This is a genomic window from Desulfobacca acetoxidans DSM 11109 (genome assembly GCF_000195295.1).
Taxonomy (GTDB): Bacteria; Desulfobacterota; Desulfobaccia; order Desulfobaccales; family Desulfobaccaceae; genus Desulfobacca; species Desulfobacca acetoxidans.
Map to the genome: position 1 here is coordinate 1,500,832 of NC_015388.1, position 26,164 is coordinate 1,526,995.

At 52.3% G+C, this 26,164-nt stretch carries 18 protein-coding genes; 13 read left to right on the forward strand and 5 right to left on the reverse strand.

Going from position 1 to position 26,164, the window contains the following annotated elements:
• Window positions 1-348 precede the first annotated feature (348 nt).
• Window positions 349-1,869, reverse strand: coding sequence for a tetratricopeptide repeat protein (locus DESAC_RS06525; RefSeq protein WP_013706280.1), 1,521 nt, complete (start codon window positions 1,867-1,869; stop codon window positions 349-351).
• A 451-nt stretch (window positions 1,870-2,320) separates the two neighbouring features.
• Between DESAC_RS06525 and DESAC_RS06530 the strand changes: the two genes are divergently transcribed.
• The 3 genes from DESAC_RS06530 to DESAC_RS06540 all read left to right on the forward strand — a co-directional run bounded on the left by DESAC_RS06530 (window position 2,321) and on the right by DESAC_RS06540 (window position 7,053).
• Window positions 2,321-5,302 carry an AIR synthase-related protein gene (locus DESAC_RS06530; RefSeq protein WP_013706281.1) on the forward strand — a complete coding sequence of 994 codons (2,982 nt, stop codon included), beginning with the start codon at window positions 2,321-2,323 and terminating at the stop codon, window positions 5,300-5,302.
• Between the two features lie 107 nt (window positions 5,303-5,409).
• On the forward strand, window positions 5,410-5,832 hold the full coding sequence (locus DESAC_RS06535; protein ID WP_013706282.1) for an NIL domain-containing protein: 423 nt from the start codon (window positions 5,410-5,412) through the stop codon (window positions 5,830-5,832).
• Window positions 5,833-5,874: 42 nt separating this feature from the next.
• On the forward strand, window positions 5,875-7,053 hold the full coding sequence (locus DESAC_RS06540; RefSeq protein WP_013706283.1) for an MFS transporter: 1,179 nt from the start codon (window positions 5,875-5,877) through the stop codon (window positions 7,051-7,053).
• 12 nt (window positions 7,054-7,065) lie between these two features.
• Here DESAC_RS06540 and DESAC_RS06545 read toward each other — a convergent pair whose 3' ends face one another.
• The 3 genes from DESAC_RS06545 to hcp all read right to left on the reverse strand — a co-directional run bounded on the left by DESAC_RS06545 (window position 7,066) and on the right by hcp (window position 10,778).
• Entirely contained in the window at window positions 7,066-7,812 is a 747-nt protein-coding gene (locus DESAC_RS06545) for a 4Fe-4S binding protein (protein WP_013706284.1), read from the reverse strand.
• Between the two features lie 110 nt (window positions 7,813-7,922).
• Complete coding sequence (locus tag DESAC_RS06550) at window positions 7,923-8,681, reverse strand: HD domain-containing protein (protein ID WP_013706285.1); 759 nt, start codon at window positions 8,679-8,681, stop codon at window positions 7,923-7,925.
• 468 nt (window positions 8,682-9,149) lie between these two features.
• Window positions 9,150-10,778, reverse strand: a complete 1,629-nt coding sequence (gene hcp / locus DESAC_RS06555; RefSeq protein ID WP_013706286.1) for a hydroxylamine reductase — start codon at window positions 10,776-10,778, stop codon at window positions 9,150-9,152.
• A 364-nt stretch (window positions 10,779-11,142) separates the two neighbouring features.
• On the opposite strand from hcp, the gene DESAC_RS06560 reads away from it, so the two are divergent.
• From DESAC_RS06560 to DESAC_RS06595, 8 genes are all read left to right on the forward strand, one after another.
• On the forward strand, window positions 11,143-11,826 hold the full coding sequence (locus DESAC_RS06560; protein WP_013706287.1) for a Crp/Fnr family transcriptional regulator: 684 nt from the start codon (window positions 11,143-11,145) through the stop codon (window positions 11,824-11,826).
• A gap of 634 nt (window positions 11,827-12,460) precedes the next feature.
• A complete protein-coding gene (locus DESAC_RS06565) occupies window positions 12,461-13,294 on the forward strand; it encodes a hypothetical protein (RefSeq protein WP_013706288.1) in 834 nt (277 codons plus the stop codon).
• Window positions 13,295-13,838: 544 nt separating this feature from the next.
• A complete protein-coding gene (locus DESAC_RS15175; protein ID WP_013706289.1) occupies window positions 13,839-14,345 on the forward strand; it encodes a CBS domain-containing protein in 507 nt (168 codons plus the stop codon).
• A 40-nt stretch (window positions 14,346-14,385) separates the two neighbouring features.
• Window positions 14,386-15,903, forward strand: a complete 1,518-nt coding sequence (locus DESAC_RS06575) for an SLC13 family permease (RefSeq protein ID WP_013706290.1) — start codon at window positions 14,386-14,388, stop codon at window positions 15,901-15,903.
• A gap of 86 nt (window positions 15,904-15,989) precedes the next feature.
• The gene (locus DESAC_RS06580) at window positions 15,990-17,753 is read left to right on the forward strand and encodes an ArsB/NhaD family transporter (RefSeq protein ID WP_013706291.1); all 1,764 of its coding nucleotides are present in this window, start codon (window positions 15,990-15,992) and stop codon (window positions 17,751-17,753) included.
• A 288-nt stretch (window positions 17,754-18,041) separates the two neighbouring features.
• Entirely contained in the window at window positions 18,042-19,802 is a 1,761-nt protein-coding gene (locus DESAC_RS06585; protein ID WP_013706292.1) for an ArsB/NhaD family transporter, read from the forward strand.
• Between the two features lie 102 nt (window positions 19,803-19,904).
• Complete coding sequence (locus tag DESAC_RS06590; RefSeq protein WP_013706293.1) at window positions 19,905-21,938, forward strand: DUF4118 domain-containing protein; 2,034 nt, start codon at window positions 19,905-19,907, stop codon at window positions 21,936-21,938.
• The gene (locus tag DESAC_RS06595; protein WP_013706294.1) at window positions 21,928-22,656 is read left to right on the forward strand and encodes a response regulator; all 729 of its coding nucleotides are present in this window, start codon (window positions 21,928-21,930) and stop codon (window positions 22,654-22,656) included. Before DESAC_RS06590 ends, DESAC_RS06595 begins: the two co-directional genes overlap by 11 nt.
• Here the strand turns inward: DESAC_RS06595 and DESAC_RS06600 are convergent.
• Entirely contained in the window at window positions 22,644-23,147 is a 504-nt protein-coding gene (locus tag DESAC_RS06600; RefSeq protein WP_013706295.1) for an OmpH/Skp family outer membrane protein, read from the reverse strand. The genes DESAC_RS06595 and DESAC_RS06600 overlap by 13 nt on opposite strands.
• Window positions 23,148-23,769: 622 nt before the next feature.
• Here DESAC_RS06600 and DESAC_RS06605 point away from each other — a divergent pair.
• Window positions 23,770-25,176, forward strand: coding sequence for a sugar transferase (locus tag DESAC_RS06605; RefSeq protein ID WP_169311512.1), 1,407 nt, complete (start codon window positions 23,770-23,772; stop codon window positions 25,174-25,176).
• 188 nt (window positions 25,177-25,364) lie between these two features.
• On the forward strand, window positions 25,365-26,156 hold the full coding sequence (locus DESAC_RS06610) for a tyrosine-protein kinase family protein (RefSeq protein ID WP_013706297.1): 792 nt from the start codon (window positions 25,365-25,367) through the stop codon (window positions 26,154-26,156).
• Window positions 26,157-26,164 lie beyond the last annotated feature (8 nt).

The following is a 26,164-nucleotide window of genomic DNA, read 5'->3' on the forward strand; positions in this document are numbered from 1 at the left end:
CCAATAAATTATCGATAATGGCATAGGGCGGCCCGTGGCCGCCGCTTATCTTGAACATGGTCGATGAGAAAAAATTTATATAAAAACAGTGGGCGGTGGCCGGAAAAAGCATTATTGGGAGCAGCCGCCACGGTTCTGTCTTCATGCTTCATTGTGTCCCTCAGAATATGATGATTTATATGAAAGAAGGTGGTGCAGGCTTTCCAGCCGGCACGCTGAGGCACAGACCAGGAGGCCTCGGCCGCCAATTATTCTTTCACTATTCGTTGTTATCTATAAATAATATCATCTCTTTGCAAAATGCGGCACACGAAACTTTGAGCTCCTGGCATTCTGATCAATAACAGATTAATAACGATATTCGATCATGGCACCGACAATCGATCTGTCGTAATCATACAGCGGGATGTTGGAGTCGTCCCGGATATAATAGTAGTGCAGGTTTAAATCCAGACCGGCATAAATTTTATAAAACATCTGCAGTCCGAAAATCATGGTCTTATCTCGCCGTTTAGCCAGATAATCCACCCCGTTAAACCATTGGTGGTCGAAGGGTTGGTAAACAAATTCCAAGGTGGGGTTGATGCGGAATTTTTCGGTGACCGGATAGAACCCGCCCAACAGCAGGCGGTAGATGGAGCTGGTCCAGTTACTGCCGGAAGCGTCGTAGTATTCGTAACTAAAGCGGGCTTGCAGGTAGCCTTCTTTCTTTTTTAAGAAATAATAGAGTCCGAGGCTGCCGCCGTAGTTTTGCGAACTGCGGTCTTCTTGGGGAAAGGGTTGAAACCACCAATAGTAGTTCCGGGTCCACCGCAGGCCGGCTTCCAACCCGAGATTGGGTTTCAGCATATGAAGATACGTCGGGGTCAGGATATAAGAAGTCCAATATTTGTCAGACGCCAGGTCGGTATAATTATACCGGAAAGGCAGCCAGAAAGTGCCGGTCGTCCCCCGATAGCAGGGGGTAATACCCAGAGTATGGCTCATTACGTCGTAGATGGTCAGGCGGCGATGGAAGGTCTCAAAGAGATTATAGCTGGCCATCACCCCGATCGGCCCGGTGGGGAGGAATTCGTATTCAACAGTGCCAAATTGAGTAAAAACCGTGTCTCCCCGACCCAGAGGCACAATGTTGGCCACATTCAGGTCCCCCGGCTCCAGGGAGACATTGGAGTCATAATCAAAGCTGGCACCCAGGTGCAGTCGCAGCGGTTTGGTCTCTTTGATCCGGCGGTCCATCGCCTCCATATAACGTTGGGCAAATCCCGCTTCCCGAGTTCCAGGGTTTAGGGAGATGGCCTCCGTGAGGACCTGTTTGGCATCCTTAAACTGATTCTGAGCTGCCATGGCGGTGCTGGCCTGAAGCTTGGCTTCCTGGGCCAGGTTCGGATCTTCTTCGGCCTGCCGGAAGTAGCGCACCGCCGGCTCATACTGCTTGCGTTTTAAGGCGGCCTGGCCCAAATACATCGATGTTTGGGGAAGCTTATATGGCACTGCCTCCAGTTCCTGCAGGTGTGGCAGGGCTTCTTCAGGCCGGTTGAGAGCCAGGAAAATGGCGGCCAATTGCAGACGCGCTTCATTAAATTGCGGATCTAGCCGCAGGGCCTCTTCCATAAATTCAAGGGATTGGGGATAGTCCGCCAGGCGGTAGCTGACAACACCAAGATAGAAGGCTTTTTCAGCCGTCTTGGCGCCCTTCTCCCAGGCGATTTTTAAATCAGCCAGGGCCTCATCGTAATTTTCCAACTGTAGGTTTTTCAACCCCTGGGCTACCAACACATCGTCATAAGGCGATTGTGCCGAAGCGGCTGCGGCGGCCAAACAGACGGTTAGCAGGACCCCGAGCAACCAAAAACCCCTCTTTACCATTTCCCCAACTCCCCATCAGAAAGCAACGCAGTATTCTTGTTGAGTATTTCCTTACCTAAGGAACACCGTTTACGAAATAGTATACCTTATCTCCCCCCGCAATATTTTCATAATGGTATGAGGTCGTTTTTTTTGTCAAGGTTTTTTTGCAAGCCTTTCAGTTTTGATAAACCGCCACGTGTAAAAATAAACCCTTTATCGAACAATGAGCCTCGCAATCAAATAGACGGGGACTGCCCAGCACTCCCTTAGCTTGCCTAATTTGCGCAGCAACTAGAAAAACTTAACCATACGCTGCGGAGTAATTCTTCTAACTTGCGCTGATTGCGTCATTAAATCCTTAAGCACCGGGCATCCACCCGGTTTTGAGCTTTTTGGTTCACAAGCGAAAAATCCATGGTAATATATCTGTGAACTTTTTTAACAAGCTGAAACAGATCAAAGGAACCTCATGCCTGCCCGATTAGAGATCATGTTGCGGCCGGAATTGCCGGATGCGGAAGGGGAAAGCATTCGACGGAAGGCGAAGGAGTATTTCGGCCTGGAATTTTCCCAGGTGCGGGTGATTCAGGTATTGACTCTGGATACCGACCTGAGCCAGCAAGAGTTAGAGGCTATCCGCTGCGAAGTCTTTACCAACCCGGTAACCGAGCTATCGAGTTACCGGCCCCTGGCCGGCAGCTTTGATTGGGCCGTCTGGGTAGGACTACGTCCGGGGGTTCGGGACAATCCCGGTGCTACCGCAGTGGAGGCCATTCAGGCATTTATCGGGCGGTTGCTGGCCCCAGAGGCGGCGGTGTATGCCTCCAAACTCATTCTTTTTGTTGGCAACGGCATCTCCCAGGCAGACATGGCCACTATCGCCCAGCAGTTGCTGGCCAATGACATCATCCAGCAATTTCGGATATTTTCCCCGTCCGGGTGGGATTCAGAGGTTGGCCTGGGCATCATCATTCCCAAGGTGCAGCTTGATCATCAACCGACAGTGACCACACTGTCTATTGACAGTCTGGAAACCTTGAAGCGGCTGAGCGCCGAACGCCATCTGGCCTTGCAGGAGCAGGACGCACCCATCATCCGGGAGTACTACCTGCGACCGGAGGTACAGGTTCGGCGTGCGGCCTTGGGCCTGGGGCCGCCCACTGACGTGGAGTTGGAATACCTGGCCCAGGCCAGGAGCGACCACTGCAACCATAACACCTTTCGGGGGATGTTTGACTACCATGACCTGGCCAGCGGCGAGCGGCTGACGGTCAATAATCTCTTTAAAACCTGCATTGAACAACCGACCTTGGCTTTGGCCCAGCAGAAGCCCTGGGTGGCTTCAGTGTTATGGGATAATGCCGGCGCCGGCTCTTTTGATGAGGAGTGGAACTACGTTATCACCGGTGAAACCCACAATTCACCTTCCAATATGGAGGCCTACGGCGGTTCTTTGACCGGCATCGTCGGCGTTTATCGGGACCCCTTGGGCACGGGGCGGGCTGCCAAACTGATCGCCGGCCTGTACGGCTTCTGTGTCGGGCCGCGGGATTATCAAGGACCCTTGCGGCCCCATCTGCATCCCCGGCGATTGCTGGACGGGGTCATCGAAGGAGTAAAGGACGGCGGCAATAAGAGCGGCATTCCCACCCCTTTGGGGACTGTTTACTTTAATGAGTGCTATTTAGGAAAATGCCTGGTCTTTGTGGCAGCGATCGGGTTCATGCCGAAACAGGTCAAAGGGACGGACGCCACGCAGAAGACCACCAGCCCCGGCGATCTGATCTTTATGTGCGGCGGTCGGGTGGGCAAAGACGGCATCCATGGGGTAACCGCCTCCTCAGAGGTGTTCGGGGCTCACACCCCGGCCGGTCATGTGCAGATCGGAGATCCTTATACCCAGAAGAAGATGCACGATTTTTTGCTGGAGGCCCGGGATCTGGGCTATATTGCCTTCATTACTGACTGCGGCGGCGGCGGCCTATCTTCGGCTGTCGGCGAGTCGGCCCGGTTTGCTGGCGGCTGTGAGGTCTGGTTGGATAAAGTGCCCCTCAAATATCAGGGTTTGGATCAATGGGAGATCTGGATCTCAGAGTCTCAGGAACGGATGGTGGTGGCGGTGCGCCCGGAGCATGCCCCGGACTTCCAGAGGCTCGCGGCTAAACAGGCGGTGGAGGTTACCAATATCGGCCGCTACACCGATACGGGAGTGCTGCATCTGCTCTATGCCGGTCAATCCTGCGCCTATATCGACCTGAAGTTTTTAGAGAGCGATTTCCCCCCCTGGCGCTTTGAGGCCGATTGGACACCGCCGGAGCAGCGCGGTCTGACAGAGCCGGTTCTGGGCGAACCGACGGATCACACCCGGATACTCCGCACCCTGTTGGCCCGCCCCAATATCTGCTCCCGCGAGTGGATTGTCCGCCAGTACGATCATGAGGTGCAAGGAAACAGTGTCATCAAACCACTGGTGGGCAAATCCGCTGATATCCCGAGCGACGCCGTGGTCATCCGCCCCCGTCCGGACTCCAACCGCGCCTTGGCCGTCAGCATGGCCCTGCATCCGGCCTACGGCCAGGTCGACGCCTACCATATGACCGCCGCCAGCATTGACGAGGCAGTCCGGCGTCTCCTGGCGGTGGGTGGCAGACTGGATCACCTCGGCGGCGTCGACAACTTCTGTTGGCCCAGCATCCGGTTCGATCCGGAGAAGAATCCCGACGGCCGATTCAAGGCGGCCCAACTGGTGCGGGCCAACTGGGCATTGAGGGATTATTGTCTGGCCTATGGCATCCCCTTGCTTTCCGGCAAAGACAGCATGTACATCGACGGCCATCTGCCGGGAAAGTTCGGTGAAACCCATAAGATTTCCGGATTCCCGACCCTGCTGTTCACCGCGGTGAGCGTTATCCCCGATGCGACACAATGTCTTACTCTGGACCTAAAAGAACCGGGGGATTATATCTATCTGTTGGGAGAAACCCGGCCGGAATTGGGTGGATCGGAGTTTTATGAGCTTCTGGGCTATGTCGGACTCAGGGTTCCGCAAACCCAAGCCGGTGATTTCCTCACCTACTATCAAAAAGTGGAAGCCTGTATCGAAGCTGGGTTGCTGGCCTCGTGCCATGGCATTTATCGGGGGGGGCTGGCAGTGCATTTAGCCATGGCGGCCATGGCGGGAGAACTGGGTCTCGAGGTTGAATTAGCGGCGGCGGCCGGGTCTGCGATAGCGGCGCTCTATTCTGAGTCTACCGGTCGGTTTTTGGTTAGCGTCGCCCCTGGGGATCAGGCGAGATTCGAGGCCCTGATGCAGGGATCGCCGCTTCTGCAATTGGGACGGGTGCGAAGCGATGATCACTTTCTGGTAACCTGGAACGGCCAACTGCTGATCCAGGCCGATGTAAGAGAACTGAAGGCTGATTGGCGGCAGCGGTTCGCCGAGCTGATCTGATCCGGTCCGGCACAGGCCAGGAAGCCCAAGAAAATGATAAGTTGTTTTCAGGGTCTGTGGTTATTTATCAATAATGACAATCTGTTTTAGGATTATAAGGAGTTGTGATGCACGCTGAGATTCTGGTGCTGCATTTTCCCAAAGATATCGTCGATCGACCCATCATTTATCGTCTGGTCAAGGACTTTGATCTGGAATTCAATCTGCTCAAAGCGACGATCTCCCCCCGCCGAGAAGGCATTATTGTGCTGGAACTGAGAGGCCACCCCAAAAACTTCCGGCAAGGGGTAAAGTATCTAAAAGATTCCGGCGTCAAGGTCCAGCGGGTGGCCAGCGACGTGCGGCGCAACGAAGAGCGGTGTTACCAATGCGGCGTCTGCACTGCGGTCTGTCCTACCGGGGCCTTGTATGTGAAGCGGCCGGAAATGGAGATAGTTTTTGATCCGAGCAAATGCAGTGCCTGCGAACTGTGTTGCCCGGTCTGCCCGGCCCGGGCCATGGAAGTGGAGATCAATCGCAATGTCGTCTGAGCGGTGCGAGGCAAGGTTTTTTTTGAGAGATTATTTCCTTTGATGAGCAGCATATCCCGCCCCCAGGCTTCCTCTGCCCTTGACCGGCTACCGTCTTTTTTTATTTACGCCCTGTCGTTGTTGATGTCGGGAGTCTATTTCTTCCTCCCCCTGTACCTGAAGAACAATCTTCACTTCAGCGGCCTCCAGATCGGAGTACTCTATGCCGCCGCCAGCCTGAACGCCCTGCTGGTCACCTTCCCTTTAGGGGTGGCTGGCGACCGCTATCCCCTGCTCCAGATCTTGCGAGGGGCACTCATCCTCAGCGCCCTCTGTCTCTGGGGTCTGGGTTATCTCACCGATTATTTCCCGTATCTGGCGGCATTTTGGGGTTTTGGTCTGGGTCTGCAGGCCTTTCGGATCGCTCTGGACACCCTGCTCTTTAAATCTGCCGGGGCTGATGCCATCCGCAGCCTGGCCCGCTACAACTCCTGGCGCATGGCTGGCATGATGACCGGCACCCTGTTGGGGGGCCTGCTCTTCCACCGGCTGGGGTTTGATGTCTCTCTACAGCTATTGGCCCTGGCACCGCTGCTGCTCCTGGCGCCGACCTATCGGCTGCCCCGTCTAAAGATGCACTATAGTCCTTTGCGGCAATATGGCCGTGATTTCCTCACCCGCCCGGTACTCTTCTTCTCCACCTGGCTCTTTCTCTTCTGCCTGCATTGGGGAGCCGAAACCACCAGCTATGGACTTTTCCTGCGGGAACGCTTAGGTCTCGACCTCCAGGGGATGGGTCTCTATATGGCGGTGGAATTCGCTGTCCTGGCCATCACCGCCTATGTCTATGGCCGCTTTTGGTATGGCCGCCTGTCCCCTCTCCTATTTCTCAGCCTGGCCCTGCTCACCTCCGGCCTGGGTCATATCTTCATGACCATTCCCCAGGTCGGCATCTCGTTGGGTTGGCGGGTAGTTCACGGCTTTGGCGACGCCCTGATCCTGATGGAAAGCTACACCACTATCGCCCGACTTTTTCAGGTGGACCGCATCGGCGGCAATTCCAGTCTGATCAACCTGGTGAGCGTCTCCGGCAGTTTTGTCGGAGCATTAATATTCGGGCCCTTGGGGGCCGGCTACGGGTATCAATGGCCGCTCATCGTCTCCGGGATTTTCACCCTGGCCCTTATCCCCCTGGCCTTTTGGGGTTTAAGAAACAAATCCTCTCTCCACCGGTTTTCCTGATTATCCCCTTCTTCAGGCGGCCAATTTCTCCCGGCTGACAATCTGGCCCTGAGCCCCGATGACCACCTGTTCGTGGGGAATTCTTTTCCCGGCGGCAGCCATGCCCTTCTCCACGATATGGCCCAGACCGGCGCAACAGGGTACCTCCATGATGACCGTGGTGACATGCCGGATTTCCGCCTTCTGAAAAATGGCGGCAAATTTCTCGATGTACTCCTGGATATCATCGAATTTGGGGCAGCCGATCAACACCACTTTGCCCGGCAACAGTTCCTGATGAACACCCGGATAGGCGAGGGCACTACAGTCGGCCAAGACCAAAAGATCGGCATGTTTGAGAAAGGGGGCGTCGGGAGGTACCAGTTTGATCTTCACCGGCCAATTACTCAGGGCCGACACCCGGTCCATCGGCTCAACCCCTTGAGGAGAGGAAGGACGAAGGGGCGCGAAACTCTGTACCTGGATCGAGGGACAACCGCAGGCCAGGGATGAAACCGGTGGTTCTGTCTGCTCCCGGTTCTTTAGATATTCTTCCACGGCATGTTCGTCAAAATCATCTGCTTCACGTTCAATGATCCGCAAGGCGCCTCGGGGGCACTCCCCCAGACAGGCCCCCAGGCCATCGCAGTACTTCTCCGCTACCAACTGCGCTTTGCCCTCCACGATCTGGATAGCCCCTTCGGCGCAGGAGGGCACGCATTGGCCGCAGCCGTCACATTTCTCCGGATCTATTTCGATAATCTTCCGCATTATCTTCATGGGTTGATCTCCAGGGTTATTTGGGGCAAAGACAAGATTCGCCCGTACAGATAGAAATTAAGTTTACGGATTATGTGTGATTTTTAGATAATGACCATCACTTTCCTCTCCTACGACTGCGAAGCCTGAGGCTTCCGGCAGTGTTTGGCCAACTCTTGGGAGGCCAATTCCCGTCCGCTCGGGGTGAGGAACCTGTTGGCCAGAAGGCCTTCCAGCTCCTCCGGGCTCAAGGGATGCTCCTTGGCACTCTCTTCCAGGTCAGCCAGCATCTTGGCATCATAATATATCTTGAAATTCTGGTTTTCGTTGGCGCCGGGGGCGTCTACATAGCTGATGATATCGCAGACCTCATCAATCAGCTTGGGGTTGGCCCCTAAATTTGTCAGGATTTCTCTGGCTGCAGCCGGTGCCTCTATCTCCTGCAAGCGCGGTTCGTCGCTCTGATATTTTTCCCACGCCTCCTTAGCGCCAACGCTGTGCAGATAAGCCGCGCTGAGAATAACCGCCAGGTTGCCTCGCTCCTGCTTGCCGATCTGCTCGGCGTACCGCGCTACCCGGGTAGCGTGGCCGACGCGCCGGAAATCTTTTCCCAGATATCGCTTAACGGCAATAGCCACTCGATCTTTAAACAGGTCCTCCCGGCCGGCCAGAAGTTCCGGCGGCAGGACGCCCAGACATTGTTCGGCGTATTTACAGTAAGAAGCGCAGCCGAAATCCAGCTTGGGATTAATCATACGCTCGCCGCACTTCTTGCAGCGCCGGCTGACTTCATCTTTAAAAAACTCTATTTCGCTGCCACAGTGGGGGCATTTAGCTTCAAAAACGGCGCCTGGCTTCCAGTAGCGCGTATCTTGTCCGGGGCATTGCATATGCTGACTCCCTTGCATAAAAACAGTGGGCCGTGGGCAGTGGGCCGCCGCCATACCCATGCACAGGCCAGGAGGCCTATGCTACCAATCATTCTTTCATACTTCGTTGTGTTCTTGAGAACATGTGAACTTGTATAAAAACAGTGAGCCGTGAGCCGTGAGCCGTGAGCAGCAAAAACATTATTGTGAGCAGCCGCCACGATTCTGTTTTTATGCTTCGTTGTGTTCTTGAGAACATGTGAACTTGTATAAAAACAGTGAGCCGTGAGCCGTGAGCCGTGAGCAGCAAAAACATTATTGTGAGCAGCCGCCACGATTCTGTTTTTATGCTTCGTTGTGTTCGGCAGAACATGAGCACTTATATGAGAATCCCTTTTTTGGCAGGCCGATCTCTTAATTCATATCTCACAGCGCATCCCGCCTTAATCAACATCCTCATATTTCGTTGTGTTACCCAGAACCTGATGATTAACCCAAAATCGCCTTCAGGTCCTCCTCGGCGCTGGTAATCGGTTTAAGATCAAAATTCTTTACCAGGGCGTCCAGGACGTTGGGCGTAACAAAGGCCGGTAGACTGGGACCTAAACGGATGTCCTTAACCCCAAGATAAAGCAGGGTCAACAGAATGGCAACGGCCTTCTGCTCATACCAGGAAAGGATCATCGATAATGGCAGGTCGTTGATTCCGATACCAAAGGCCTTGGCCAGGGCTGCAGCAATCTGAATGGCGGAATAGGCGTCATTGCACTGGCCGACGTCCAGGAGGCGGGGAATACCCCCGATGTCGCCCAGGTCTTTGTCAAAAAACTTGAATTTGCCGCAGGCCAGGGTAAGCACGACTGTATCCTTGGGAGCCTTCTCGACAAACTCGGTGTAATAGTTGCGGGAGGCTTTGGCCCCATCGCAGCCGCCCACCAGGAAGAAGTGGCGAATCTGCTTGTTTTTTACCGCCTCGATGATCTGCCCGGCCACGCCCAGGACGGTGTTATGAGCAAAGCCCACCATGACGCTGCGGCCGTTGCTGTCTTCGGTAAAACCGGGTAATTTTAGGGCCTTCTCAATTACCGGGGTGAAGTCTTTATCGGCGATATGCCTGACTCCCGGCCATCCCACCAATCCGGTAGTAAAGATATGGTCCATATAGGTTTCGGCCGGTTTCTGGATACAGTTGGTGGTCATGAGGATAGCGCCGGGGAATTGAGGAAATTCCTTGCCTTGGTTCTGCCAGGCCGTGCCATAGTGGCCATAAAAATGGGGATATTTCTTCAGGCCGGGGTAGCCGTGGGTGGGTAGCATCTCACCGTGGGTATAGACATAGATGCCTTTGCCCTCGCTCTGTTGCAGGATCAACTCCATATCGACCAGGTCATGGCCGGAAACTAAGATGGCCTTTCCCTTTTTGGCCCCGAGAGGAACCTTGGTGGGAACCGGATGGCCATAACGGCCGGTGTTGCCGGCGTCCAGGAGCTCCATGGCCCGCAGGTTGATTTCACCGCATTTTAAGACCAGCGACAATAAATCGGGAACGGCCAGTTTCGGGTCCAGCATCGCGGCCAGACCTTCGTGCACAAAGGCATAGACTTTTTCATCCTCCTGCCCTAAAATCTCGGCATGGTCGGCATAGGCGGCCACCCCTTTGAGACCGAAGAGCAGAGTGTGCTTCAAGGACAAGGCATCCGCGTCCGGGGCCGGATAGGTGGTAATGGCCACTTCCTCCCCCTGCTTCACCAAATCCGCCAGACCGGAGGCCGGTTGGAAGGTGGCTGGACCGCCAGAGAATTCCGCGTTACCGCCGGAGGCTTTGACTTTGGCTTTCAAGGCCTCCCGGTGTTTGACGCACTCATTGATCCAGGCAACAAAACGGGACGGATCAAAGTCCACATTGGTCAGGGTGGCAAAGGTGGCCTGCTGCGTGAAGACGTTAACCCCCTTGTCGCTGACGCCCACCCTGCGACCCTCTAGAGCCACCTGGGACAGGCCGACGAGGGCATAGATCAAAAGATCCTGCAAGGCGGCAACATCGGGCTTCTTGCCACAAACTCCCAGTACGGTGCAGGCTTCGCCTTTGGCGGTCTGTTCGCATTGATAACAAAACATGGTTTCTCCTCCTGAAAAATATATTTTCTAACTTACACCTGTAAGCGAGGGCTTCACCCGGAGATCTGATTACAACCAGGAAACGCTGCGCAAAAATTATCGGTAAAAGCTATCTACTGCCCAGACTTGAAATTAAAATTAAAATAATACTTCAGCTATCTGAGATAATAGATCAGGAGCATGGTTGGCGGTGCCCACCCTACAGCACCAAAGCATCGACAGACCCGTCTGTCGGGGCGAATCTTGTATTCGCCCCAAGCAACTGAAGTGTTACAAATTAAAATAATACCGCCAACTTCGCGTCGCCTTGATTTAAGTCAAGAAGGCAATTTTTTGCCAAAATTTTCTTGGAGGTTTCTAACCAATGAGTGTTCTGTCCCACATCGCTGCCATCCCGCTGTTCAGTAATCTCTCGGCAACCCAGTTGCAGGATCTGGCCCTGATCGTCATCGATCAAACCTACAATCGAGGGCAGATCATCTTTATGGAGGGAGATGAGGGTAAAGGTTTATTTGTCCTGATCAGCGGTAAGGTGAAGGTTTACAAATTTTCTCCCGAGGGCAGAGAACAGATCATACATATTTTCGGACCGGGCGAACCGTTTGCCGAGGCACCGGTCTTCGCCGGTCAACGCTTCCCGGCCAATGCCGAGGCCCTGGAGGAGAGCCGCATCTTCTTTTTCCCCCGGACCAGATTTTTGGAGCTCATCCGGCGGCACCCCTCTCTGGCTATGAATATGCTTGCTGTTTTATCTAAAAGGCTCTATCAGTTGGCGGCTTTAATAGAGGATTTATCTTTAAAAGAAGTGTCCGGGCGACTGGCGGCCTACGTCCTCTTTCAGAGCGATCAGAAACAGGGAGCGACCGAATATGAGTTGGACATCTCCAAGGGTCAGCTTGCCGGCCTGCTGGGTTCCAGCCCCGAGACCCTCTCCCGCGTCCTCGGCAGGATGGCGCGGGAAGGTCTGATTGAAAGCAAAGGACCTATGATCACGATCCTCAATAAAGCGGGACTACGGCAACTGGCAGTGGGAACCAGGCGGTTATAACGACGCCGGAGGAAATCTCGCCGCGCTCTTCGCGTTTGACGTTCACAACACCATGCCACGGCAGGTCTAACCATTCTATCTGACTATAATTATTTGACTTACAGCGCTCTATCTGGAATTAAGAATATACGATAATTGTTTAATTATATTCTATTTATTATAATGATAATGATTACTTAGAGCTTGGTAATTAAACCGTTCATTAGATTGAACATCATGTTTATCCAACTGAACAATCTGCCTGCCTGATTATACCTTTCTAAGCGTTTTTTAAGAAAAAACATATTCCGTTCGGATAATTTTTCCCTTCCTCATTTTTAACTGCCAAGACCCTTGAACTCGGCTAACTTCTGGATTTTATTTCTTTCATCGCGGCAGGAACCTTGGAGCATAATTATAGAGGGTTCCGGTAACCGACGCTGAAAAGGAGTGTGAAGGTTATTGGCAGGATATTTGCACGGGTAAGAGATACAAATAAAAAATTTGGATTGCTTTAATACAGCTATTCTTTTGAAGGGAGGGTTGTCAGGGCGGAACGAACAGGCAAGCCCAGCTTGGCATGTCAGGATATTGTTAAATAGCGTGTTTAAATCCGCATCCATCTCATGGTTGTACCCAAGGAGGACGAATCGAAATGAGAAAAAAAAGCCTTGTTTTTCTTAGCCTGGCGCTGTTGGTGATGATGCCGGCAGCCGCCTCGGCTTTAACCATTAATGATGTAGCTTCAAATCCGCCGTATACCGACGCCGAGGTTTGGGTTAGTGGGCAGACGGTCGGGGGGGGCTATGCCGGTACCGGTGTCTTCCGGGATATTATCGGCAAACAATTTTCTACTGACTCCATCACCATCAACTATAACCCCTTTAGCATCACGATCTTGACCAACAATAAGCCCGGCGGCTGGAATATTGCCGGCAAAAACTGGGGTGTGGCGGATCTGGCCATCAACGCTGCTTCAGCCACTGCCGCCTATGATAGTGTTACCCAGGCCCATTTCCCCGGCGCCGTCAGCCCCTTTGAATTAGGCATCAATATGCAGGCGTATGCCAATAATAATCAAAACGCCGGCAATGTCTTTCTGGCCTATGTGTATCAATGGGATACCAGTTTTGCCCAAGCCAACCCGATCCCCAAGGTAAATTTCGGCGGCGCTTACAAATCCAGCAGTGATGCGGCCGGAACCGAGATTTCGCCAGTGGAAGTCCTCATGACGAGTTATGAGGAATACATGGGTTTCGTCGGCAATATGACCTGGAAACAACTGGACAACGATATCAATAATCTCATCCCGGATTGGCAGATCGACATCGTCTTCCCCAATATGGCTGCACCCTTTTCCAATGCCGAATTCCTCTGGGGCACCGCCCTGTGCGGCAATGACATTGTTCATGCCGTTCCTCTCCCCGGCAGCTTGCTGCTCCTCGGCAGCGGCCTGTTGCGGTTGGTCGGCCTGCGGAAAAGAAGCTAACCGGAAGCAAACTCTGGTTCGTATAACAAGTATGACCTTTTGCAAATGGCCCAGGATGGCGGTGAAACCGCCATCCTGAGTCGTTTTGGGCGAATACCAGATTCGCCTCTACAGATAGTCTCTGTTTGACAGCAAGTCGCTGTAATACCGGTTGCAGGCAGGGTTACTTTTCTACCGGCAGAGGTGTTTCATGTTATAGGTATCATATCATTCCATTTTGGCATGCTGAGCGTAGCGAGGATCTGATGTTTTTACAAGGTTAAGATCCTTTACCTCGGGCGGGATAGCGAAAACGGCTATTGTGCCCGAGGTTTTTTCGTTTTAACATAATTTTTACACCCCCATCCCCTTTTTTAACCCCCTTTTAACTTCCCCCTTGCTAAAAAATATCCATGGCGTGCAACGGCGAGCGTTTAGGGCGAGCAGAAAATTTTTCCCTTTATCCCGAAGCTGCGTTTGTCAGCGAATTGCCATTAGATAAGGAATTACCGAAAAGAACCGCATTAACTTTCAACCAACATTCCCTAATAAGGAGGCTGTCATTATGCCATACACCAAAAAGGTTAAAGATGTGATGATCCCCTTGGAAGATTATCCTCACATCCCGTACTGGTTCACCCTGCGCCAGGCTATGGCTATTATCCGGGAAGCAACCATAAAGTTTGAAGGCAGTTTCGAACCCCGGGCCGTATTGGTCTTCGACGAAAAGTATCAGCTCATGGGTATGCTAACCCTGCGCGATATCCTGCGCGGCCTGGAGCCCCGGTTTGCCAAAGATTCTGGTCTTATCAAGGCCGACCCCAATCTGGCCGTGCTCATGGGAGATATGTTCGGCCCCGGTATGAGGGAGGCCTCCCAAAAGGCGGTGAGCGAGGTGATGAGTCCCATAAAGGTTACGGTGGACGGCAACGACCCCATCACCAAGGCCCTGTTTCTGATGATTCGCGAAGACGTTGGCATGATGCCGGTCATTCTGGAGAAGAAGGTAGCTGGCATGGTGCGCTTGAGCGACTTATTCCAAGAGATTTCACAAGTAGTTCTGGGCGATTGAACCTCAGCGCAATTTGAAAGATCGGTAAGGAGTAACTACTATGGCAGAGGAAACCAAAAAAGTTCCTATGAGCGCCGGCCTGCCGGAAATGCCTGAAGAGATCATTCTGGCACCACCCAAAAAGGTTGTTGATTGGAAACGGATTTTTTTCATTCTCCTGGGTTTCGGTATTTTTGTCCTTTTCTATTTTTTACCAGGGTTACCGGATGCAACAGACCCTTCGGGTAAGATTTTCAGGCTTTCCCCAACTGGCAAGCTATCAATCGGACTCTTTCTCATGGCAGGCATCTGGTGGGTCTTTGAGGTCATGCCAATCGGGGCAACGGCCATCGCTATCGGCGTTTTTCAGACCCTGTTCTCTATCCGTACCGCCAAACAAGCCTTGGGGGATTTTTTGGATCCATCCGTCTGGTTTATCTTTGGCTCCGTGGTCATTGGCATGGCATTCACGGCTTCGGGGTTAACTAAGCGGATGGCCTATAAAATGCTGGATGTGGTGGGCGAGAGAACCACCATGATTTATCTGGGTTCTTTTATTGTTACGGCCGCCATGACACACCTTATGGCCCACACCGCAGTGGCCGCCGCCGTCTTCCCATTGCTGCTGGCCATTAATGCCCTTTATACTGATTCCGATCAGCCCACCAAGTTTGGCAAGGGCCTCTTTATCGGCATGGCCTGGGTGGCCGGCGCCGGGTCCATCGTCACCTTCCTGGGCGCAGCCCGGGGTGTGGCCGCAGCGGGTATGTTCAAAGAGTTCACCGGTTCGGACATCGGTTTCTTCGAACTCACCTGGTACATGTTCCCCATCGGTTGGCTGATGGTATTCCTGATTTATCTGGTTATCGTCTTCTGCTTCCGTCCCGAAAAGGAGCGTATCGTCGGCCTGCGGGAAAAGGCCAAGGAACTGTCCCGGGAACTGGGTCCAATGAGCGGCAAGGAATACTTCGTCATCGTTACCGTGACAGTGGTTGTGGCTCTGTTCATGATTAATTCCTTTATCCCTAAACCTTTCAGCCGGGCCGGTATTGTTTTAATCGCCACCCTGGCTTTTTTTATGTCCAAGACCCTCACCGTCGAAGATTTGGAAGCCATACCCTGGAACATCATCCTGCTCTTCGGCGGCGCCATGTCCATCGGCTTTTGTCTCTGGCAGACCAAGGCCGCAGAGTGGATGGCAGTGCACTGGCTTACCATGTTCCTCAACGCTAATTGGCTGGTCTTTGTCCTGGGCATCGCCTTCTTTGTCCTGATGATGACCAACTTTATTATGAATGTGGCTGCCATCGCCATCTCTTTACCAGTTTCCCTGGTTATTGCTAAGTACTTGGGCGTTGCTCCCCATGTTATTCTGTTTGCCTCCCTGGTCACGGCCGGGATGCCTTTCAATCTGCTTATTGGCGCGGCTCCCAACGCCATTGCTTATGAGAGTAAGCAGTTTACTACCGGTGAATTTTTTGGCTACGGCTGGATTGCCAATGCTATCCTGATGGTCGTACTGATGGTGTTTGTCTATTTGATCTGGCCGCTTCAAGGAATGCCGGTGTTGACCAAATAAATTATGACACCCCGTACGTAGGTGCGGTTCACGAACCGCACCTGCAAGATAGTTAAACTGACTTGATCGACCAAGGATTATTGCTCATGCTGAAAAACGTAAAAATTTCTATAATTATGCTATCCTTGATATTCCTGGCCGGACTTCTGGCCGGAACGACGGCCATGGCCGTCCCGTCGAACCAGGCCGGCGACCGGCTAAGCGTGGCGGGAACTATGAAGAACCCCCAGGGGCGGGGCGTCAAAGAGGTGGAAGTGGAAGTGCTGGTCAACGGCCAGCATGTCCAGACCATGAAGGATGAAGACGTTGCCACTGGCAAATCCGGGGCTTTTCTGGGTGAATTTGTGTTGCCGGCGGGGACTCTGCCGGCAGCCAAAGTTGAGGTTAAGGCCTTCAAACCTTCCTGGGTTCCTTTGGAGCCCACCGCGGTGCAAGTGGTGGAATCGGGTACGGATGCCGCGGGCAATAAGCTTTTCCAGGCCCAGCAGAACTTCAATATTAAGCGCCAGATAACCCCGGCTTTCTGGATTGCTACCTTTATCTTGCTGCTGGTGTATGTCATTATTGCGGCGGAGTGGATGCATCGCACCTTGGCGGCCCTGCTGGGAGCCGCGATTATCTTGTTTATCAGTTACACCGCCGGGACCTTTGACAAAAGCTACTTTATTTTGTCCTTTGAGGACGCCATTGCCGCCATCGACATGAATGTCATCTTCCTGCTCATGGGTATGATGATCATTGTCGGCGTTCTGAAAAAAACCGGCATGTTCCAATGGTTGGCCTACAAATCCTACGCCCTGGCCAAGGGTAACATATTTGTATTGGCGAGCATTCTCATGGTAGTCACCGCAGTAGTGTCGGCTTTTTTAGATAATGTTACCACAATGCTATTGATGATCCCGGTGACCATTGAAATTGCCGTCACTTTGAAGATTAACCCCATCAGTCTGCTGATCTCTGAGGTCTTCGCCTCCAACGTCGGCGGCACTGCCACCCTGATCGGCGACCCGCCCAACATCCTCATCGGCTCCTATGCCAACTTGACCTTTGCGGATTTTGTGGTAAATCTTACCATAATTTGCGCCATATGTTTGGTAATTGCCGTAATTTACTATGTCTTTTGGTATAAAAAGGATTTCCTCAAAGCCGAGGTCAAAGATGTAGGCCGTACCATCGAATATTTGAAGGAAGAGTATCGCATCACCAACGTCAAACTGACAGTCATGGGCCTGGCCTTGCTGGCTTTTACCATTTTCCTGTTCATTATTCACGGCGTGCTGCACATGGAACCTTCCATTGCGGCGCTGACCGGGGCCATGTTCCTGCTGGCCATCTCCCGGGTGGACATCGTGGAGATGTTAGAACATGAGGTGGAGTGGCCCACCCTGATTTTTTTTATCGCCCTGTTTATGGTGATCTCCGGGGCAGAGGAAACCGGACTGATCCAGATCATTGCCGAATGGGTTCGGGATGTCTCCCAGGGCAATCTGACCCTGGCAGTGATTATGGTTCTGTGGGTCAGCGCTATCGCCAGCGCCTTTATCGACAACATTCCTTTCACGGCGACGATGATGCCTATCGTGGCCTTTTTAAATACTACCATTCCCGGTGCTGAAACCGGCATCCTCTGGTGGTCCCTGGCCTTGGGGGCCTGCCTGGGCGGCAACGGCACCATGATCGGAGCATCGGCTAACGTGGTCACTGTTGGTCTGGCAGAGAAGGCCGGTTACCGCATAACCTTTCTGGGCTACATGAAAGCCTGTTTCGTTCCCATGCTCATTACCGTGGCCTTGTGCAACGCCTTCCTGCTCATCGCCACGTTTGTCCGGCCTTTGGCCATGAGCCGCTGAGAAGCAGGGAAGAGAGAAAAGGGAGGAATAGCCTTAGAGGAAAAAACCATCCTGCCGACACCAAGTTGGGGATGAGACGTTCATATTCGGCCGATAGATAACGCTGGCCAACAGACCTGCACTGTGTATTTCCTTCATGTCTTGAGGGAAGCAGTTCAGGCTGAGGGGTGCGTAAGACACCCCTTAGGGCGGTAAGCAGAAAGGCCTTCCAGGAGGAGTCTGTCACCTGGGAGGCCTTTTATATTTTGTTGGCACTATTGCTAACTATTCGAAATAAGGAGTATTAATATGATAAAAGCACGGTATCCGGCTATTGCGGTAGTTCTGGTGATTTCTCTTATGGTCTTTGCAGGATTTCAGACCGTTCTGGCGGCGGTGCCACAGGCCGGGGACAGGCTGTCGTTGGCTGGAGCGATGCAAAATCCCCAGGGACAAGGGGTGAAAGAAGTGGAAGTGGCAGTGCTGGTAAACGGCCAACATGTCCGGACCGTCACTGGCGAAAAGATTTCCACCGACAAATCAGGGAGTTTTCTATCGGAATTTATTTTTCCCGCCGGGACTCTGCCCGAGGCCAAGGTGGAAGTGGCGGCCTACAAACCTTCCTGGAAAAAGCTGGCCCCAACAGCGGTGCAAGTGCTGCAAACGGGGGTTGATAAAGACGGCAACAGACTGTTTCAAGCCCAGGGTGATTTTGGCTTGGCCAGAACCATTACGCCGGCTTTTTGGCTTGCGACGGCTATTTTGCTGCTGGTCTATATCATCATCGCGGCCGAACTGATGCACCGGACTCTGGCGGCGCTCTTAGGGGCGGCACTGGTGTTATTCATCAGCTATACGGCTGGAACTTTTGACAAAAATTACTTTATCCTTTCCTTTGAAGATGCCATTGCCGCTATCGATATGAATGTCATCTTCCTGCTCATGGGCATGATGATCATCGTCGGGGTGCTGAAAAAGACCGGCATGTTCCAGTGGCTGGCCTATAAATCCTATGCCCTGGCAAGGGGAAATATTTTTATCCTGTCAGGTATTCTCATGGTAGTGACTGCGGTCTGTTCCGCCTTCCTGGACAATGTCACCACTATGCTGCTGATGATCCCGGTGACCATCGAAATTGCCGTTACGTTGAAGATCAATCCTGTGACTTTGTTGATTCCCGAGGTCTTTGCCTCCAACGTCGGCGGCACCGCCACCCTGATCGGCGATCCGCCTAATATCCTTATCGGTTCCTATGCCAACCTGACCTTTATGGATTTCGTGACGAACTTGGTTATCATTATTGCCATCTGCATGGTCATTACTGTGACGTGCTATATATACTGGTACAAAAGGGATTACCTGAAGGCGGACGTGAAGGATGTGGGACGCACCATTGATTTTATGAAATCGGAATACCGCATCAAAGATATGAAACTGACAGTGATGGGATTGGTCATGTTAGGGTTTACTATCTTTTTGTTTGTGATTCATGGCGTGCTGCACATGGAGCCGTCGATTGCGGCGCTCACCGGGGCCATGGTCCTCCTGGCCATCTCCCGGGCAGACATTGTAGAGATGCTGGAACAAGAAGTGGAGTGGCCCACTTTGGTCTTTTTTATCGCTCTGTTTATGGTCATCGCGGGCGCCGAGGAAACCGGATTGATTCAGATCATTGCCGAATGGGTCTTAGATGTTTCCCGGGGGAATCTGACCCTGGCAGTGATCATGGTCCTGTGGGTCAGCGCCATTGCCAGCGCCTTCATTGACAACATTCCCTTCACGGCGACCATGCTGCCCATAGTGGCCTTTTTGAATACCACCATCCCGGGGGCTGAAACCGGCATCCTGTGGTGGTCCCTGGCCCTGGGGGCCTGTCTGGGCGGCAACGGCACTATGATCGGGGCTAGCGCCAATGTGGTTACCGTGGGTCTGGCGGAAAAGGCCGGCTACCATATTTCCTTCCTGGGCTATATCAAGGCCTGTTTCGTGCCCATGCTTATTACCGTGGTCTTGAGCAATGCCTTCCTGCTCATCGCCACCTTTGTCCGGCCTTTGACCATGAGCCGCTGAGAAGCAGGGAGGAGGGAAGAGGGAAGGGGGAAAAGGGAATGGGAAATGGGTTAATAATCGGGTATACTAGGAAAATTATTGTTATCAGGAGCAGATGGCCCTATGCCCCCGAACCATCGAGACCCTGTCGAAGGAATCACCTCCCCGGATTCAGCCAGCCATCCGGCCGGACAACGCTTCCTGGTCTGCCTGGGTCCCGACTCTAACGCCCTCGAGTTAGTGCAGACTGCCCGGAGGATGGCGGAGGGAGTGAAGGCAGAATGGTATGCCCTGTTCGTCGATACCCCCTCCCATACTGATGGAACCAGGAGTGATAGAGAACATGCGGTCCACAGTCTCCAGGCGGCCGAATCCTGGGGGGCCAAAACCTTCAAGGTTTCCGGTCTGGTGGTTGCTGCGGAGATTATCAACTTTGCCCGCCAGAATGGCATCACCACCATATTTCTGGGAAGATCGAAGCAGAAAAAATGGTATTCCCGGTTGACAACATCCCTGGCGACAAAATTACTCCGAGGTCTGGAGGGAGTGGATATCTACCTGGTGGCGCCGGAAAGTACGGCTCCGCAGCCGGGGAAGAGGCGAACGCTGCAACTACCCAGGCGGCTGAAGGGTTATTTCCTGGCGGTGGCCGGCGTAATACTTTGTACTGTTCTAGCCTTCGGAGTATTTTATTATCTGCCCCTCAGTAATCTGGTGATGTTCTACCTGCTGACCATGGTGATCATCGCCACGGTGTCTGAACGCGGCCCGACGATTTTGGCGTCTTTACTCAGTATCGGGTTGTTCGCTTTCTTTTTTGTTACGCGCTACTTCTCTTTCTGGGTGGAGAATGTCGAATACACCGTCACTCTCGTGATGATGTTAGTAGTTGCCACCCTGATCAGTGGCCTGACGGCGCGGGCTCGCTACCAGGCCAAAGTGGCGCGCCAACAGGAATGGCAGACGACCGCCCTGTACGACATGAACCAGGGATTGCTGGGGAAATCCGGTCTGGAAGAACTGCTGGCGGCTGCCGTTGAGCAGATCAGCCGTCTGTTCGACAGCCGGGTAAGCATACTCCTGCCGCATATGGATGATCTGGAGGTGCGGGCCGGTGAGCCGTTGCCCCAAGACGATGTGCGGGAGGGTATGGTAGCCCAATGGGTTTTTAAAAATAACTGCCTGGCTGGAGCCGGAACCCAAACCCTTCCCCAGGTTAAAGGTCTGTATATGCCCCTGAAGACTGCCAACCGACAGGTTCTCGGGGTTCTGCGGTTGGAGCGGCGGTCGCCGTCGACGGGTAAGTATGTAGAGGTGGAATATCTCCGCCTTTTGGAGGCCTTGGGCCATCAGATCGCCCTGGCCCTGGAACGGGAAAGCTTAAGTCAGCAAACCCGCCGGGCGCAGTTGCAGGTCGAAGCGGAACGCTTCCGCAACACCCTGCTGAGTTCCGTCTCCCACGACCTGCGCACTCCCCTGACGGTTATTGCCGGGTCCGCCAGCAGCCTGCTGGAGGCGCAGGAGAATCTGGATGACAAAATCCGCCTGGAACTCATTCAGACGATTTATGAGGAAGCCAAACGACTTGATCTGGTCGTCCAAAACCTGCTGGAAATCAGCCGGCTGCAGAGCGGGGAGATCAGGATCAACAAGGAATGGCATGTCCTGGAAGAAGTGATCGGCTGTGCTTTGAGCCAATTGGAGGGTCAGCTCAAGCAGCATTCGGTGACCATCAACCTGCCTCAAGACCTGCCGCTCGTGCAGATGGACGCCTTACTGATAGAGCGGGTTTTCATCAATCTGTTAGAAAATGCCAGCAAATATACCCCACCAGGGACAAAGATAGAAATTTCCGGTGCTTTGGAGCCCGAAGCCCTGCACCTGGTGGTTGCGGATCAGGGACCGGGTCTGCCTCCCGGCCAGGAAGAAAGGATTTTTGAAAAGTTTTATCAGGCGCGGCCGGGCGCGATCCGCGGGGCCGGGCTGGGTCTGGCCATCTGCCGTTGTATTATTGAGGCGCATGACGGTCAGATCAACGCCATCAACCGGCCGGAAGGAGGAGCGGCGTTTCATTTTACGCTGCCCTTTACGGGAGACCAGCCCGATTGGCAGGAACCGATGTTAGACCTGGAGCAGGAGACTCGAAATGAAGCCTAGTATCCTGTTGATTGAAGACGATGCCAACATCAGGCGCTTTCTGCGCCTCACGCTGGTGACCCAGGGATACGAACTCATTGAAGCAGAAACGGGCCAGGAGGGGTTGGCCCAGGCCTTCGCCAGGGTGCCTGACCTGATCTTATTGGATCTGGGGCTGCCGGATATGGACGGCATCGATATTATTAAGCAGATCAGGGAATGGTCCCAGGTGCCCGTCATCGTTCTGTCGGCCCGAGGCCAGGAGAGGGAGAAAATCATCAATCTGGACGCCGGAGCCGACGACTATCTTACCAAACCCTTCGGTATGGGGGAGTTGCTGGCCCGGATCAGGGTGGTCCTCAGACGGGCGGTGCCGACCGAAGAGGGCGCCAGCGAAACCACGGTCAGGTTTGGAAAGATCACCATCGACTTCGAGCGCCGCCAGATCTGGCGCGACCAGGAGGAAATCCGCCTATCCCCCATCGAATACAAGCTGCTCGGTACGCTCATAAAATACCGCGATAAGGTGGTCACTCACCGGCAACTCTTAAAAGAGGTGTGGGGACCGGGCGCGACTGCACAGAATATTTATCTGCGCGTTTTCATTCTCAATCTGCGCCGAAAACTGGAAGATGACCCGGCGCGGCCGGTTTTCCTGATAACCGAACCGGGGGTGGGCTATCGGTTAAAGATCGAGGGGCAGCCCCCTGAATTCAGTCGGGGTTCCTATTTGGCCTGATTCATTTCGTCATATTTTTTTATGACCCTCTCGCTGATGTCTATGGTCTTCTGGAAATACGGGGCATTTTCGGTTGTCAGGATCAGGAGAAAATTATCTTCCTTGCCGATGGTTTCCAAAACCTTTCTTATCTGCTCAAATATTTTGCCTCGCAATTCCGCCGCTTTCTTTTTGATTTCTTCATCAGAGGCGGCAACCAGTTTCTGATATTCGACGGCTGCCTTATTCAATTCGACCTCTTTCAAGTTTTTGGCCGCAGCATTTTCCTTCCTGGGACTTTTTTTCAGCTTCTCGAAAGCCTCAGCCTTTTCCTTCACCAGCGCCTGTTTGGCTTTGATCAGGACATTGAGTTCTGCGTTGGCCATTTTGCCGGCAACGGAATTATTGGTTACCCTGATCACGTCCACCACCCCGATCTTGGGCGGCTCGGCATTACATCCCATAACCGCCAGCAGCAAGACTCCCATGAGCACTAAAACAGGTCTGTGCATTTTCCCCATTCCCCTTGCGACTTCATTTATTACGAAGTATCGGACTGTTGTGCACAAAAAAGATAGTCAGGGCGAACACGAAGGATCGCCGCGGCTCTAAAAATCTATCATTAGCCAGATTTATTATCTAAAAGTAGTTGATATTAAATAGTAGAATATATATCTTTGCCATATCCTCTCTTCCCCGTTATGCCTGGGGGGAACCCTTATAAAATTGAGTATATCATGTGCGGGCGAATTAGCACTAGTGTGCTGTTTTCTCAGATCCCGGTGGCACAGGCTTCCAGCCTGTGCAGCAATCGTTTTCCAACTGCGGCGGGACGGAATCCGCTTTTTCGCTCTACAACCTTGCAGTACCGGCAGGCTTATCCATAGGAGCGAATCTGGTATTGGCCCCGAGCAACTAAAGTGCATTGTCTAGTTTGATTCGCAGGTATTTAAATCGTATAGAACTTTCATATTATTTTTTTAACCTTTTGACGCCTAATTACCGATAAATCCTTAAAAAGGTGGCGTCAGACAATGTCCGGAGCGAAAAAGTTTCCAGATTTAGGAGTCTCCGGACGCGGATATTAAAGTGAATAGTATAAATCGCCAGTTAATTATTGGATCAATAAAGATTTTGGATCAGATCACTCTGCTGGTCTGTTTTGTGCTGGCCGCTTCGTCGGTATCGAAACAGTTAGAGGGTCTGGGTTTCAGGGATTTTCTTTCCATTCGCCTCAAATTCAGCAATTTTTTGATAATATTGATCTTAATGGCGATCTGGTATGCGCTGCTCAACCTGTTTAATCTCTATCAGGCGCGGCGTTTTGAATCCTGGAAAACGGATTTGATCGACGTTGTGCATGCCACCACTTCCTGCACTCTGGTGCTTTATCTGATGAGCGTAATCTTTCAAGTCGCCATTGCCACCCCGATATTCCTCTTTCTCTTCTGGCTTTATCTTACCGTGGCGAAAATAATAATCCGGATTTCCTTGAGAATTTTTTTGGAATTTTTACGGCGTCGCGGTCTGCAAATAACCTACGTCCTGATTGTGGGCACAAACTCGCGGGCGGTAGATTTTGCCCGATCAATCGAAAATAAGCTTGAATTGGGCTATCGGGTCATTGGTTTTGTCGATCGGGAATGGCCGGGAATGAAAAAATTTCGGGATTCCGATTACGAATTAGTATCGGATTTTAAAGATTTTCCTGAGTATTTGAGGGGTCATGTGGTTGATGAGGTCATCATTGATCTTCCTTTAAATACGTTTTATCGGGAGGTCTCCAGGATTGTGCAACAATGTTTGGAGCAGGGGGTGATGGTCCGGTTTATTTCAGACAGTTTCTATCTCCTGCGCAATCTTAAGTTGGCCCGCTCCAAGTTTGAGCAGTTTGCTGACAACACGGTGATTTCTGTCTACAACGGCATTCTAGGGGGATTGCCGCTGGCTGGGAAACGACTGTTTGATTTTATCGCATCACTCATGTTAATCGTGTTTCTCTCACCATTATTTCTCGTGGTGGCTTTTCTGATCAGACTCACATCCCCGGGACCGGTTTTCTTTGTCCAGGAGAGACTGGGCTTTAATAAGCGGCTTTTTAAGATGTACAAGTTTCGTACCATGATTCCTGACGCGGAGAAGCGACAGGATGAATTAAAGAAATTCAATGAGGCCGATGGTCCGGTCTTCAAAATAAAGGATGATCCCCGGGTGACCCCTCTCGGCAACATCCTGCGTCGGACCAGCATTGATGAACTGCCGCAGCTCTTTAACGTTTTGGCTGGCGACATGAGTCTGGTAGGTCCGAGACCCCTGCCGGTGCGCGATTACAAAGGTTTTAATGAGGACTGGCATCGACGGCGCTTCAGCGTCAGACCCGGTTTAACCTGTTTCTGGCAGATTCAAGGTCGCAGCTCTCTTTCTTTTAAGGAATGGATGAGACTCGATATGCAATATATCGATCATTGGTCCTTTTGGCTAGACTTGCAGATCTTGTTGCTGACTGTTGCCGCGGTGCTTAAGAAGAGAGGGGCGTATTAGGTTAACTGAGTTATATCGCGCCGGGTGTCCGGCTAAGATATTCTTGTAGTTGTCATGCTTTTTATATCAGCCGCAGACCATTCAATGGTTCACTGGCACCACATGCTTTCTAGTCCGGGCAGCAGTTATTTTCTTAGCAACTCGGAACTCTAAATCTTAGAATTTCTCATTACGAGTAAGGGCTTAATATGGGTCTAAATATCAAAAGCAGAAAGTTCTTTTCAGGTTGGCAGGATATTTTTAGCCGTCCCCGGACCCTTCCCGCCGGACTGGAGGCTCCCCAATCACCCCGGACAGACACAGAAGTCATAGATTATACCGGGACATTGCGCCTCGTCCGGAAACCGCCAGCCCAGAGATATTTTGCCAACTTATATGAATACTTAATGGTAAAAGAGGTCAAAAAGACACCTGGCCTGGTGCTGGTCTGTTCTGCTACGAAAGGAGAAGGCGCCACTACGGTGGCGTTGGGACTGGCTAATGTTGCCGCTCGAAATAAACAGGAAAAGATTCTTTTAATCGATGGCAACTTTCATTATCCCTGTCTCAGCCAGGCATGGGGGCTGCGACAGGATATCGGTTTCATTGATCTGCTGACGGGAGCCCGAGATAGTGCAGAGGTTGCCCAGCCGACCGATTTGTCTAATGTGTGGGTCATAGGGGCGGGCGGCGATAAAGAGGAACGGAGCAGAGAATTGGAGCATGATCGTCTGCATACCGTCTTCCGAAAATTGGCAACGCACTATTCATTCATCGTTATCGATGGTCCGGCGATCAATGAATACCTGGAATCAAATCTGTTTGCCCATTATGTCCATAACGTTCTGTTGATCATTGCTGCCGGAATATCTCGGGCGCCGGTGGTGAGCAATGCCATTGCCAAATTTTCTCCCCAGGTGCGGGAAAAATTGGAATTGGTATTAAACCGCCGGAAATATCCCATACCAGGTTTTATTTATCGCAAGTTGTGGAAATATTAAGGATATTA

Coding starts and splice junctions, on each gene's coding strand:
- DESAC_RS06565 (WP_013706288.1), top strand. CDS start 12,461: ATGAGAAAAAAAAGCCTTGTTTTTCTTAGCCTGGCGCTGTTGGTGATG.
- DESAC_RS06600 (WP_013706295.1), bottom strand. CDS start 23,147: ATGCACAGACCTGTTTTAGTGCTCATGGGAGTCTTGCTGCTGGCGGTT.
- DESAC_RS06575 (WP_013706290.1), top strand. CDS start 14,386: ATGGCAGAGGAAACCAAAAAAGTTCCTATGAGCGCCGGCCTGCCGGAA.
- DESAC_RS06595 (WP_013706294.1), top strand. CDS start 21,928: ATGAAGCCTAGTATCCTGTTGATTGAAGACGATGCCAACATCAGGCGC.
- DESAC_RS06530 (WP_013706281.1), top strand. CDS start 2,321: ATGCCTGCCCGATTAGAGATCATGTTGCGGCCGGAATTGCCGGATGCG.
- DESAC_RS06540 (WP_013706283.1), top strand. CDS start 5,875: ATGAGCAGCATATCCCGCCCCCAGGCTTCCTCTGCCCTTGACCGGCTA.
- DESAC_RS06535 (WP_013706282.1), top strand. CDS start 5,410: ATGCACGCTGAGATTCTGGTGCTGCATTTTCCCAAAGATATCGTCGAT.
- hcp (WP_013706286.1), bottom strand. CDS start 10,778: ATGTTTTGTTATCAATGCGAACAGACCGCCAAAGGCGAAGCCTGCACC.
- DESAC_RS06550 (WP_013706285.1), bottom strand. CDS start 8,681: ATGCAATGCCCCGGACAAGATACGCGCTACTGGAAGCCAGGCGCCGTT.
- DESAC_RS06545 (WP_013706284.1), bottom strand. CDS start 7,812: ATGAAGATAATGCGGAAGATTATCGAAATAGATCCGGAGAAATGTGAC.
- DESAC_RS15175 (WP_013706289.1), top strand. CDS start 13,839: ATGCCATACACCAAAAAGGTTAAAGATGTGATGATCCCCTTGGAAGAT.
- DESAC_RS06580 (WP_013706291.1), top strand. CDS start 15,990: ATGCTGAAAAACGTAAAAATTTCTATAATTATGCTATCCTTGATATTC.
- DESAC_RS06585 (WP_013706292.1), top strand. CDS start 18,042: ATGATAAAAGCACGGTATCCGGCTATTGCGGTAGTTCTGGTGATTTCT.
- DESAC_RS06610 (WP_013706297.1), top strand. CDS start 25,365: ATGGGTCTAAATATCAAAAGCAGAAAGTTCTTTTCAGGTTGGCAGGAT.
- DESAC_RS06590 (WP_013706293.1), top strand. CDS start 19,905: ATGCCCCCGAACCATCGAGACCCTGTCGAAGGAATCACCTCCCCGGAT.
- DESAC_RS06525 (WP_013706280.1), bottom strand. CDS start 1,869: ATGGTAAAGAGGGGTTTTTGGTTGCTCGGGGTCCTGCTAACCGTCTGT.
- DESAC_RS06560 (WP_013706287.1), top strand. CDS start 11,143: ATGAGTGTTCTGTCCCACATCGCTGCCATCCCGCTGTTCAGTAATCTC.